Source organism: Fulvivirga marina, from assembly GCF_016775155.1.
Classification (GTDB): Bacteria; Bacteroidota; Bacteroidia; order Cytophagales; family Cyclobacteriaceae; genus Fulvivirga; species Fulvivirga marina.
Genome location: NZ_JAEUGD010000053.1, coordinates 26,137 through 38,551, shown reverse-complemented (window position 1 = coordinate 38,551; position 12,415 = coordinate 26,137). Strand labels below are relative to the sequence as shown.

The window sequence follows — 12,415 nt, the reverse complement described above, 5'->3', positions numbered from 1 at the left end:
TATGCAGGTGTATAGTAGCTGTTCTTAGTTTATTTTATAAAACTCTTTTATCTCTATATTTTTCCCTTTTATTAACTCTTTTAATTCCCTTAATAAGTAGTAGCGATGCATAAAACCTGCCATGACAACAATTCTTTTCCCTTCATTTTGTTCAGAAATTATCATGATGTTTTTTGCCATCGTTTGATTTCTTAAATCCCAAAAATCAGCCCAAAGTTGATACCCATCCCTGTAACTTATTTTTTCCCCATTCGGCTTTGTTAAAAATCTATTAGCAAATTCCTCTCGCGTATTAGTGATTTTGGGAACCATTTGATATTGGTAAAACTGGCGATTTTCACATAAGCTATCTGCTATTGAGTTGTTCCAGGCTTCCGGACTTTTTGCAGCAATTATTTTTAACGGTTCTAAAGCCTCCCTGTACGCTTCAAAAATTTTAGCTTCTGACGTGGTTAACAAGTCAACTCTATAAAGACTGTCTACTAACTTTAGGGTTAACCCATCCGTAGGCCGCATTCCTTTGTCTATTCTATATTGGTTTCTGCCTTCAAATTCGTAGGGTCTTAATTGAGTAGTTGGGTATTTTTCGATGTATTTTGAAGAAGCTATTCCTTCATTTTCGGAGGGAGCATCTTTAAATTCAAACTTTGAATTAAAAGACGAGGAATCTAGTTCATGTAAAATTAAATCAGGTTTTACATTTTCCAATATATTAAAAAGAGTCTCCGGGTTAAAATTCGGTACGGGTTTGTGTTGGGTCCCAATAACAATAATTTCAGTTGCCTTCTGAGGTTCACACGAAAAAAATGTAATTGCTAACAGTAATGATATTATGGTTTTATGCATGGTTTCTAATTTGTTACTAACACTCGGCTAAGACAGGGATATATAGAGGTGAGTCGTTGTTCCTCGTTGTAAATTAACTGTAAAGAACTGAACTTGCCAAGCCCACTGCCCTTACAATTTCTATATATATTTCAGATTAGCAACAACTTACAGTTAACCGTCAGGTATCTCTCCACTATGTTTTGTTCGTCATAATACCCTGAAGAATGCACGGCAATGTCCGTCAACATAAACTGTAGTCTAAAACAAATTACATTAAACAATCGCTATTTTTTATAACCGAGTGTACATTATCAATCTCACGGATAAAGGGAAAAGAGAATATCAGAAATTAGATAATCTTTCTTCAGACATGGTAACATCCAATATAGCTCACTTAAACGATGATGAGCAATTAGAACTTGTCGATTTATTAGGTAGAGTGCAGCTTTTATTGAAAAACCAATAACTGTTTTATTTGTTTTGGCATACCAAATCTCTCGATGAATTGTAAGTGGTGGCCTTCCTGAACCCCTTGAGCTATAAAACCTTTTTCTGAGAATTGGCATAATGAAAAGTCCCGATTCCATATCAACACCAACCACTTCTCTCTTTTCGGGGTGCTGACATGGTGGCGTGCGGGAGTTCGAAGCTATTTCTTACAATTTAAGATGGAGCCAAAACGCTTGAAAAACCCGCTACACTATACCATGTATTGAACAGCGTTTTAGTTTAAACTTTCTCCAACTATTTCTGCTATTTTTCGCGTAACCTCGGTTGGAGAATTACATCCACAGTTACTTAATGCAATGACATAAATGTCATTGTCTGGCAAGTACACTCCCATTGATTTATATCCAAAAATTGAACCTCCATGTTCATAACTAGGCATCCCATTTATTGATTTTATATGCCACCCATAGCCATAGTTTATGGGTTCTCCATTATTTAGCCTATAATTTGTAAATGCTTTAACAGTTGATTCCTCACTGATTAGAATATGTTTTTCTATAGCCTTTTGCCATTTCAACATATCTTCAACGGTTGACATTAGTGACCCGGAAGAATAAGGTATAGAAAAACTTATATATCTAGTATTTACATAATGGTCATTCTTTTGGCTATAGCCTAAGGCTCTATTAGGTATAATTTTATCATGACTTGCATAATATGAGTTAACCATATCTAGCTTTTTGAAGATATTTTGCTCGACAAAATCATTATAACTTTTGCCACTGACCAACTCAATGATATACCCAAGAAGAATATAACCAGCATTACAATATTCAAACTTTTCTCCTGGTTTAAAATTCATCGGTTCACTTTTAAAAAAATCAATCAATTCATTTGGCGTTAAATCCTCTTTTGCGATAGTATTTAACCCTTTGACTTTTGTGAAGTCTTTAATGCCCGAGGTGTGAGTTAGTAATTCATGTATGGTTATTAATTCACCATTTGGATAGTCAGGAATGAACTTTTTAATTGTATCGTTTAAATTCAATTTTCCTTGCTCTGCAAGAATTAAAATAGATATTGCTGTAAACTGTTTAGTTAGAGAACCTATTTCAAATACATTGTTTATTTTCATAGGCGTTTTTAACTCCAGGTTTGAGAGCCCAAAAGCCTTTTTATAAATAGATTTTCCATCTATAGATACTAAAAATACGCCACCCGTAGAGCTGTCTGTATATTTATTATTTAGTAAACTATCAATCTTGGAACCTATTGATTGACCATAGATTTTGGATTGTGCAAACAGAAAAATAAAAAGGATAATTAATGTGCTGGATTTAGGATAATATTTTTTCTTCATTTGTTTCATTTTAAGTTTGCCCATTAGACAACAATAAAACGAATGTAGGTTACACAAATGGGGTAATATATTATCGGAAGGTGTTGTATACCAATGCTGTACTGCAAGCTTTACTTAGCTAGGAACATTTAAAATTAAAGATCTTCAGCTATCATTATGTGGACTTTCATTGTCATACATCTACACCCATGCAGAGGTGAGTTTGCTCACTTGGTTCAGGCTTTTAAAAGCATAGTCTGTAAAGTAAAAGGGAAGCTTAACACTTCCCTAACTATTAAATCTAACCTTACTTGCCCAGTTCCTTTTTGGCCAAATACCAATCCACTTTTTCCACTGAGTCATCTTTCAAACGTGCTTCTAATTCATCCAATGTCTTTGGAGGAGGTACAATGACTTTGTCTCCTTTCTTCCAATCAAGCGGCATGGCTACCTCGTACTGGTCAGATATTTGTAATGCCTCTAAGGCCCGCAGAATCTCGTCCATATTTCTTCCTACATTCAGAGGATAATACATGATAAGCCTTACCTTTTTTGCTGGGTCAATAAAAAATACTGCTCTTACAGCGGCTGTTTCACTTTCGTTTGGTTGCAGCATACCATAGAGTTTTGATACTTTCATATCCAAATCTGCTATGATCGGGAAATCAAAATAGACACCCGTATTTTTTCTAACGTTGTTTACCCAACCTAAGTGAGCATGTATACTATCAATACTCAACCCAAGCAACTCCGTATTAAGTGCATCAAACTCTGATTTTCGTGTAGCAAACCCGCTCATTTCTGTAGTACACACAGGAGTAAAGTCTGCTGGATGTGAGAACATTACCACCCACTTACCCTTAGCAAATTCTGAAAACGTTATTTCTCCTTTCGTTGTTTTTGCCTTAAAATCAGGTGCCTTATCACCAATTCTGGGTATTTGAGTAAAAACTTGTTTTTCTTCTATATCTTCCATTCTCTATATATTTTATGCCTAATAACACTGATATGGCATAGTTTGTTATACGTATCTATATTTCCCAAAACTCTTGTTGTGCAATGATTCTAATTGGTCGATTAATATTAATATTATGACCATACTATCCCTAAAAATGCCAGAAACGAAAAACATGAAGAGCAATATTGTCTTTCAAAAATATCCCGGAAATGATTTTGTTAGTTATTCAATTGGGTTAGTAGTCGGTGAGGGCACAGCCTGTGGTAGAAAATATAAATTATTGGCGTAACAAGTCGTTTTATAATGAGCCAAACAAATATCATTACCCTCCAATGACAGAGATCAAGTCATAGGTTTCTCCGTCTACATCGTAGTTACCTTTATACTATTTAAAAAATTTCATGTCAGATCACTTTATAAGATACTTTTCTTCATTATGGCAGGTGGGATAGTTGAACTATCCTTCTACCTGCTCATTCCTGCCGAGTATGAAGCTGCTTACTTATTTTCTATTCTCGATAAATTGATGGCGGCCGTTTTTGCTGCAGTTATCTATAACTATTCTTAAAGGGTTTGTACGTCTACACCCATGCAGAGGTAAGTTTACTCACTTGGTTCAGGTATTCAAAAGCATAGCTACCAACAACTTACTGTCGATAGCTGCTACGATTTCATATACATTGTTCCCAAAAGTTACTATTTTGTCAAACCGTTTCAAGTTTAAATATCTGTTCTGACTGCTTCCGGCTGATATTTCTTGGTGTCATTTTAATCAGTTGATCCCTTAATTTTGTTGCCATTGGATTTTTCCAGTGAGCCATCTTCCCAATTTGCCAACTTGTATTCACTACTTGATGGGCTTTAGGTAGTCGTAATTTTTGATACTCCTCAAATGCTTTTATTACACCATATTTACTTAGACATTCCGAAAGAACACGAGCATCTTCAATGGCTTGACAAGCACCTTGTCCCATATTTGGAGTTGTTGCATGGGCGGCATCCCCAATAAGACAAATATTTCCCTTAAACCAAGTTTTAATAGGTTTCAAGTCATCAATAGTTGCTGTATGAATATTTTTGGTTGGAGTGCTTTCTATTATATTTCTGATTATATCATTATAAACTGAGAAATAGTGGGATAACTTTTCGACGGAATGTTCACTAGGATTAGTTTTGAACGACTTTAAGGCATACCAGTACACTTTATTCGACTGAATTTGGACAAACCCAAACCTTTCGCCTTTCCCCCACGCTTCATTGAGTTCATTTTGAAATTTCGGAGGTAAAGAAATATCAACAACTCCACGCCAACAGACTTGAGATGCACTTCGGATTTTTGTGTTAGGAAACAGGTTTTTTCTCACAGTGGAGCTAAGTCCATCAGCCCCTAATGTAACCTGCGAGCTTATTTCTTTGCTATTTTCAAATTTTAAGAGACTCTCTTTGTCGGAGGCTTCAATTCCTGCGAGCTTATATCCTAATTTCAAGGTATTTGGCTCTAATGCCTCTATCAAAATTTGCTGTAATGCTCCCCGGTGAATTGCAATATTCTGGCAATTATATTTTGTCTCGAAATATTTTAAGTCAACACATGACAATGGTGATAAACTAGGGGCTGTAATCTTCATTGAAGATATTGGATTTCCATGGTTCTCGATTTGAGGCTTTAGTCCTAATTTCTCGTAAACCTGCATTGCATTGTTAGCCAAAATTATTCCGGCACCTACAGGTTTCAATTCCGCTGCTTGTTCAAAAACCTGAACCTTAATTCCTTTTCGTTGAAGGGCAACCGCAGTGGTCAAACCACCTATTCCTGCTCCGATTATATTTACTGTCATCTTATTGTTTGTTCTAGTTAGTGGCAACACCTGAACATCACAGCATTGTGATATTCATATTATATCCAATATAGCTATTATAATACTAACCTACTGATAGCTAAATCAGTAGGTTTTTTTAAAAATGCTTACAACCGACTAAAATCGAGGGCAGCAAACATTACAAGTTAATAACTTTTAGCATTAGGCTCTCAAAACTTTCCCAATAGTACTTATTACTTGCCAAAAGTTCTTTTAACGTTTACGAAAAATTTAACGCTACGGCTATAAAAAAGTGTATCAATGTCCAACCTTTGGCATTTTAAGAGAATAAGGTAATGAAATGGTGATACTCCACAAAGAAGCCCAATCTCATAATTGACTAAATATCAATAAATTACACAATAGGATAAGGTTTTACATAACTTGACTCGAAGATCATCAGCACCACAAATCAAACACAAACAACTGACTACCAATACACTAAAATAAAAGTCGATCATCTCAATACAATCGACTTAGTAGCGATCCTCCCGTATTCATTAACACAACTATCCACAATTTCACGGGGGAAGAAAAGAAAGTAATTGACAAGTTGCTGGTTGACCTCCATGTTTTGTATTTTTAACTATGATGTTCGGGGTAACTTCAAATATCATAAGCATTAGAGAAGTGTCAAAACCTCGCTAATTGTATTTTTCCAGCATCATAATATGATGTCATTTTTTCTCAAATGACAGTAATTATTATGTGAGATATTTAACTTCTTGACTGGATTTTTTTCGATTTTAAATCACCATCAACTATTTAACGTATTTTATGAAGGAGCCAAGACATATTGGAGAGGAACATAATGACTCCATGGAAAGACACTCTGAAAAAGTAAAAGAAGAACGGTCTATGTTAGAATCACTTTATAGTGATCACCTAGAATGGAAAAAGGATATTGAAAGATGGACTGTACTAAAGGCTGGGGAAGGTACAATACCTGAGGGCGTATCTACAGAAATAAAAGAATGTTCCGATAGAGTTTCTACAGAGTTAGAGAGCATAAAAATCGATCTCAACAGTTATGATAAAACTTATAGAGATGAACTATTTTCCATATTTCGTGAATTAGACGAGGCCGCCCCCGACGATCGGCCGGATATTCTTAGTAGGAGAGCCGAAATTTTACGCAAAGACCCTGAAACGTTGTTTTCGTTTTTAAGCAGAATGTCTCACGTAAGAGAAACCGTTCGTTTGTTAAAAATATCCCGCGAATTAATAGATCATGAGAACCTGAATACAAACCAGTATACAAAAATTCAAGATTTGTTTAAAAACACAAGGTTGTATGATCGAAGTCAATTATCAGACTTTAATATTTACTGGGGGAAATTCAAGGATACTTTTCTAAAGAATAATGAAAAAACAAAAATTAATAAAGCAGTAGCCTATGCTATAGTAGGAGCAATCTCCGCAGCCATTACTTACTTGACAGAACATGAGGTAATCAACAAAATGGCATATAAAAAGTCCTCTGAAGAACCTCAACTCGAAATTGATGATGATCTTTATTTTGAGTTTGTGAAATTGATTAAAGAGTATTTTGATTCCTCTTCTTTTGTAGTAGAAAGAATGGAAGTAGATATTCTATTGATGATTACCGCCTATTTAGATCTTCAATACTTTACTCCAGATATACCAGATGATCAATACCAAAAAATCACTCATGACATTAAAAAGATAGGAATTAGAAACTATAAGGACGTGCTCTACTACCTGTTAGATTTAAGGAGTGAGGGAAGAAGGTTAAGTTTTAATTATTTAAAGGATCTATTTAAAAATTATACAGTAAGCTGAGATGGGACATAAAACTGGTAAGCTAATCGATGAAAAGTTAAGTTATCTATTTACAGATAAAATAGATGATATCTATGACAAATATAGTGCTACATTCAATTTTACCTTCAATAGGCCAAGATATAGGGATGAAAAAAGATGGAATTGGAGTTATGAAGATTTCATTATGAACTATTATGTTCCAAACTGGAAGTATGATCGGTATAGGCATAGAAGTTCCAATCAGAAAGATGATTTAAGGCAAGTTTATGATTTTATGATGCCCATTCTCCAAACAGCAGTTTGGGGTTTAGGTAAGAAGAAGGATGTGATCGGAGCTACCTCTTTGGCAGCTATGGATGGCGTTCTTCGAAACTGGGTGTTTGGTGGTGAGGAAGAAAATCCGTTTTCGATGTTATTTGATGCAATATCTAAATTGATTGATGCTCAAAATGATAATCAAAATATTAAAGACACCTGGAAGCATACTCAGGCAATAAAAGATTATCACCTTGCTCCAATAGGTGAGGTAAATGATTACTCCAGAGCTATAAAAAAAGCATTTTGGAATAGTCATCACGCAGTTTGTTTAAATGAATTTGAATGGCAAAATCTCGAAAATAAACTAGAGCAGTTAAGGACCAATTTATTTGCGTCTCTAAAACAATTGGCAGCGTTTACTGGCGTTACCGCAATTGGAACTTTTTTGACGGGAGTATCTCAGTTTGTGATCCACGGAAAGGCTTTTATCCGAGCATTTTGGATAAAAAAATGTATAGATAATAATGTTAAAGAAGATGATTGGTATTCAGATAGAAACCTTAGAAGGATTACATCATTAGATGAGTACAGCACCATTAAAGGAAACCTTGAAGAGCTTGAAGGTATTCTAAGGAGTATGATTCATACACACTTGTATAAGAAGAGTTTACCAAAATATGATGCGGATGGTAGAGAATTTGATTATTCTGGCGCAGACGAAAATAGCGAAGCTTCCAAATTTGGGTATAGCTATTCAGGTTCGGAAATGATCTTTAAGCAAAAGTCAAAGATGGGTACCAGGGACTGTAAGATAGATTTTGGATTTTATAAGGGTCTTAATGGTTCTGAGTTTGACTGGAGGTTTGGTGTTGAATTAAGAAAGGATGGGCCAATCTCCCATAGCAGGTATGCTACAGCCATTGATAAAAGTATTTACGATGGAAATGGTGATTATGTATACTTCTATCACATAAACACTGACCCGGTAAAAAAACATGGATTTGAAGAGGTAAATAATTGGAGAATCTATTGTTATTCTCAGGCAAAATATTGGTTTCATATTGTTGAATATGAGCCAATCCTGAATGCTCATAAAGGACTTGTTGAGATCATTAATAACGGTCTTTTTTCCACTCCAAAGCACGAACCGTATGTGTTGAGAGAATCTTCCGTAAGAGGTGATGAACTAGGGTACTATTTTAATGATAGGTTTCCACAAGATAAAGATGTCTGGTTTACAGAGGATCGCAAGAAACTGAAGGGAGAAAGAAAAGAACTCTTGCAACAAGCAAGTATTAAAAGAATACATGTTTATGGCAAAGAGGTGATTACAAATATACAAATTGAATATCAACTAGATAATGAAGTAATCACTGGTTCATTACATGGAGGGAAGAAAAGCAAGCACAAAACTACCATCAATTTTGAAAAAGGAGAAATCTTAAAGTCAGTTCAATTTGGAAACCCGAAAAAGTACAAGGGACATTCTGCAATTAGGTATTTAGGTTTTGAAATTGTAAAACTAGATGAAAAAGGAAAAGTAGTAGGCAAAAAGCCTACAATTAAAGTTGGGGAACACTATGATGAGTATTTGAATGAATATGAAGGCTTTCATCATAAGCTAAGAGCTCATGGGAATAGTCATATCATTGGGTTCCATGGAACCTTCAGAAATTACATGATTGGTTTAGGGATTATCACCACAGAAGAAATGAAAGAAATATAGGTTGCACTTTTCCCTAATCAGACCTAATTGCAAGACTTAAGAATTTGTCATCTTCCTCAAAAACTAATTTGAGATCTATTAGACCTTGTAAACAAGTTCTTAGCTCATTTTCATTTTTGTCTGGGTATTTATTTTTAATTTTTGCGAAGGGCGTTATTTGACTAATGAGGAGATACAAATCTCTTTCTGTTTTATCCAAAATGAAAACATCAACAGGGCCATATCTTCGATCTTCAATCTTTAGGAATGTACCTCCGTCTTGCATTGAGAGCAGGTGGGTGGTTTTATTATTGTAGGTTTTTTTCCAGTGTTCTACGATCTGTTTAATAGATGACCAGTCTGGCGGTTTTGATTTTGTTATATATTCTTTGACTGGAAGATTCAAAGCGTCGAATTGTTTCCGAGGGTATATCTTGCGATAATCTTTATGGTTTCCCTTAATAGAAAAAGTATCCTTAGGACTATTGTAATCTGGTGATCCAAACATTAAACCAAATTCTGAAAAAGCGCTTGGTGGACGCAAGTGATAACAGTAACTAATATTTTTGATAGTTTCATTTATATCATTTTGATCAGTACTAGGATGATTTATTATGAAATTCGATGAGACTATAATGCCTAACTCTTCACAATTTTTAAGACCCTGAATATTGTGAATAGTCAAACTCTTTTTATTGAATTTACGAAGCAGTGATGAAGACATTGCTTCAGTTCCGATTTGCACCCGTTTTAAACCAGCCTTATGCATAGCCTTAAGTGAGTCGTACGATATGTTCGCTCTCATCTCATAAAAAAATCTTATATCAAAGTTTAAGGATTGAACTTCACTGAATATTTCTTTACTGTTTATTGGCGTAATGTTGTCTACAAAGAAAAAGTCAAGAATCTTGTATTTGGCGACAAGCTCACTGATGTTATTTTTTACGGTTTCAGGGTATTGAAATCGAGTACCATCCCACTGTATATTTAGTGAGCAAAAACTACATGAATAATAACAGCCTCTAGAAGATTCTATTGGCAGTACAACAGATAAATCATATGGATTTAAGTTATTAAGGGCCAGTCCAGTAAAATACTCATCGAGATTAGGAACAGGTAAGTTTCTCAATGAATCTAATTGAGAGGAAGGGTTAGTGTAAGTTTTACCGTTTTCACGATAAATTAAACTATTTATTTTCTTAATGTTTGTTAAGTCAACGAGGTCAGATTTAACTAATTCCAGTAATAGCTGCTCTCCTTCTCCATTGCAGGCAAAATCGATACAGTCAAATTGATCTATTAGAGAAGCACCCATTTCTGAAGTCCCTTCAGCTCCGCCAATAATGATCTTGATTTTAGGGTTTAACCTTTTGATTTTAGCAGCCATATAAATGGATGGCATTGTTTGGGAAAAATTTAGTGTAAAGCCAACTAGATCAATTTCATTCCAATTATATCTCAATAGAATTTCATCATGTTTTTGATCTAGTTTTTCTAAAAAGGTTGGATCAGAAGAAAGGGTCTTCTGCAATAGAGGGTTTGATTTAACAATCTCTTCTCTGTGCTCTTCAAAATATAAGCTTGAATATATTGCTTCCCCAACAATTAAGTACTCAGAACTTATGGATGTATATAAATCATGTCCCAGGTATTTGTAAATATCTAAAAACCAATGCGCTCCAATGCATTTGTGCCCATCTCTTTCAATGAATGACTTTAATACTCCAACCTGAATTGAGGGCATGTTGTACGTGGGCCAAGGCATACTTGCTATCAAAGCGACATTGGTTTTTTTCATTTCACAACTATATTTTATCCATGAGTTTAGTTATCAAGGTAATCCTGGATTCTTCGGAAGCATTTGGAAAAACATCTTTAACCATTTGGTCAACTTCTAAGACTACACCTTTTAGGTCGCTTGTGTTATCCATAATGCGAGCGTACTGAGTTTGAACATTTTCATTCGTTATTGGATTAGAATGTTCCTCCATTGCGTATTGGGTCTGAACTGATTCACTGGTGATTGGGTTCTCTTTGTTTTCACCACTGGTTACTTTTTTTGCCATTTTATTTTTGTTTTAGTTGAAGAAAATATTTAGGGTAATTCTACTATTGAAAATATTGTTTCCGAAATAGGCTCTTGCTTGATGGAAATAATACGAGTTGAATATCACAAGTCGATTGAATTTCCACTCTACATAGAAGTATTCATGCCATTTTGTTAAGTCTACCGAGTCGGAATAAATCAAATTTTGATTAGCAGGATCATTTTCCACATCATACCAAGATGTTGCCCCTGAAGCAATGTGCTGGTAGAAGCTCAATCCACCAAGACTAGAATCAATGTTCGGAGTAAGAAACACAATTCCAATATGCCGACATCTGTCAGAGTGTATCCAATGTCCATTTTTTTTATTTATATGCTCGTCTTCTAAAGTATAGTAACAAAATTCGCTATCAATAAAATTATACGACTGAACATTGTCAATGTATGTGGATACCTGCCTGCGAAATTGATTTTTAAATGCTATTGATAAGCCTAATTTTTTTGACGAAAACTCAGAGTTAGTATTTGGCGAAAACTTTGAGTGTAAAACATTTTCACGAATCCATAAAGGGTCTGCAAAAAAATTATCAACTATTCTAATGTCATTTTTTTCCATGTCTATAGTTGTGCCTAACGGTCTTGCACTATAAAATCATTTGGGAGAGTGAGCTGCCTCCCTATCCACCGTTACTAACTCATAACAACTTAAAATGTTCAAAATGCTTTTAACAGATTTTGAATATTTCCTTTCAATAAATAGTCAGTGGAGAAAACCTGTAATTGTATTTGGATCTTTGTCAATTTTTAGTGCACATTGATTATCAGCCAATTATTGAATTAAAGAAAATTCAGAAGATTCTAAGTGGAAGGCTGTTTAAACTAAAAACATAGACACAAACAAACTGACTACCAAATAGTTAGCATCACAATCAACTCTTCATAGCCCCAACGGGACAAACCGAACCTTTTCATCTCTGGTTTGGCTAAAATCGAGCTTTAAAAAGTTAGTATGATAATGATATTGAAAATACAAAATGAATATTCACCTTTCAAACTATCAAGTATGTAGAAACACACTAACGGTCGAGTAACAAGCATCACGAGAGCTGAAGCTCTACACTAAACAGTAAAAACACAAAACACATAACTTTATCAACTAGCTGGTGTTACTCTTACACAATCCTAT

At 34.7% G+C, this 12,415-nt stretch carries 10 protein-coding genes; 3 read left to right on the top strand and 7 right to left on the bottom strand.

What is annotated here, in order from left to right; translation table 11 throughout:
• Nucleotides 1-24: 24 nt before the first annotated feature.
• The 3 genes from JMN32_RS15210 to JMN32_RS15200 all read right to left on the bottom strand — a co-directional run bounded on the left by JMN32_RS15210 (nt 25) and on the right by JMN32_RS15200 (nt 3,593).
• Nucleotides 25-846, bottom strand: a complete 822-nt coding sequence (locus JMN32_RS15210; RefSeq protein WP_202857206.1) for a hypothetical protein — start codon at nt 844-846, stop codon at nt 25-27.
• 706 nt (nt 847-1,552) lie between these two features.
• A complete protein-coding gene (locus JMN32_RS15205; protein ID WP_202857205.1) occupies nt 1,553-2,638 on the bottom strand; it encodes a serine hydrolase domain-containing protein in 1,086 nt (361 codons plus the stop codon).
• A 286-nt stretch (nt 2,639-2,924) separates the two neighbouring features.
• A complete protein-coding gene (locus tag JMN32_RS15200) occupies nt 2,925-3,593 on the bottom strand; it encodes a peroxiredoxin (RefSeq protein ID WP_238354495.1) in 669 nt (222 codons plus the stop codon).
• 418 nt (nt 3,594-4,011) lie between these two features.
• Here JMN32_RS15200 and JMN32_RS27535 point away from each other — a divergent pair, with 418 nt between their 5' ends.
• Entirely contained in the window at nt 4,012-4,143 is a 132-nt protein-coding gene (locus JMN32_RS27535; protein ID WP_262896722.1) for a hypothetical protein, read from the top strand.
• Between the two features lie 136 nt (nt 4,144-4,279).
• Here the strand turns inward: JMN32_RS27535 and JMN32_RS15195 are convergent, their stop codons facing one another.
• Nucleotides 4,280-5,413 (bottom strand): FAD-dependent monooxygenase, encoded by a 1,134-nt coding sequence (locus JMN32_RS15195; protein WP_202857204.1) that lies wholly within the window; start codon nt 5,411-5,413, stop codon nt 4,280-4,282.
• Between the two features lie 798 nt (nt 5,414-6,211).
• Here JMN32_RS15195 and JMN32_RS15190 point away from each other — a divergent pair.
• Together JMN32_RS15190 and JMN32_RS15185 are read left to right on the top strand one after the other, a co-directional pair.
• Nucleotides 6,212-7,237 carry a hypothetical protein gene (locus JMN32_RS15190; RefSeq protein WP_202857203.1) on the top strand — a complete coding sequence of 342 codons (1,026 nt, stop codon included), beginning with the start codon at nt 6,212-6,214 and terminating at the stop codon, nt 7,235-7,237.
• A gap of 1 nt (nt 7,238) precedes the next feature.
• On the top strand, nt 7,239-9,203 hold the full coding sequence (locus JMN32_RS15185) for a jacalin-like lectin (RefSeq protein WP_202857202.1): 1,965 nt from the start codon (nt 7,239-7,241) through the stop codon (nt 9,201-9,203).
• A 13-nt stretch (nt 9,204-9,216) separates the two neighbouring features.
• On the opposite strand, the gene JMN32_RS15180 is transcribed toward JMN32_RS15185, so the two are convergent.
• From JMN32_RS15180 to JMN32_RS15170, 3 genes are read right to left on the bottom strand one after another with little or no spacing between them, the layout of a single operon-like run.
• The gene (locus JMN32_RS15180; RefSeq protein WP_202857201.1) at nt 9,217-10,980 is read right to left on the bottom strand and encodes a RiPP maturation radical SAM C-methyltransferase; all 1,764 of its coding nucleotides are present in this window, start codon (nt 10,978-10,980) and stop codon (nt 9,217-9,219) included.
• 7 nt (nt 10,981-10,987) lie between these two features.
• Nucleotides 10,988-11,248 carry a hypothetical protein gene (locus tag JMN32_RS15175; protein WP_202857200.1) on the bottom strand — a complete coding sequence of 87 codons (261 nt, stop codon included), beginning with the start codon at nt 11,246-11,248 and terminating at the stop codon, nt 10,988-10,990.
• 12 nt (nt 11,249-11,260) lie between these two features.
• Nucleotides 11,261-11,845, bottom strand: coding sequence for a DUF6445 family protein (locus JMN32_RS15170; protein ID WP_202857199.1), 585 nt, complete (start codon nt 11,843-11,845; stop codon nt 11,261-11,263).
• Nucleotides 11,846-12,415 lie beyond the last annotated feature (570 nt).

Coding starts and splice junctions, on each gene's coding strand:
- JMN32_RS15210 (WP_202857206.1), bottom strand. CDS start 846: ATGCATAAAACCATAATATCATTACTGTTAGCAATTACATTTTTTTCG.
- JMN32_RS15170 (WP_202857199.1), bottom strand. CDS start 11,845: ATGGAAAAAAATGACATTAGAATAGTTGATAATTTTTTTGCAGACCCT.
- JMN32_RS15205 (WP_202857205.1), bottom strand. CDS start 2,638: ATGAAGAAAAAATATTATCCTAAATCCAGCACATTAATTATCCTTTTT.
- JMN32_RS15180 (WP_202857201.1), bottom strand. CDS start 10,980: ATGAAAAAAACCAATGTCGCTTTGATAGCAAGTATGCCTTGGCCCACG.
- JMN32_RS27535 (WP_262896722.1), top strand. CDS start 4,012: ATGGCAGGTGGGATAGTTGAACTATCCTTCTACCTGCTCATTCCTGCC.
- JMN32_RS15175 (WP_202857200.1), bottom strand. CDS start 11,248: ATGGCAAAAAAAGTAACCAGTGGTGAAAACAAAGAGAACCCAATCACC.
- JMN32_RS15195 (WP_202857204.1), bottom strand. CDS start 5,413: ATGACAGTAAATATAATCGGAGCAGGAATAGGTGGTTTGACCACTGCG.
- JMN32_RS15200 (WP_238354495.1), bottom strand. CDS start 3,593: ATGGAAGATATAGAAGAAAAACAAGTTTTTACTCAAATACCCAGAATT.
- JMN32_RS15190 (WP_202857203.1), top strand. CDS start 6,212: ATGAAGGAGCCAAGACATATTGGAGAGGAACATAATGACTCCATGGAA.
- JMN32_RS15185 (WP_202857202.1), top strand. CDS start 7,239: ATGGGACATAAAACTGGTAAGCTAATCGATGAAAAGTTAAGTTATCTA.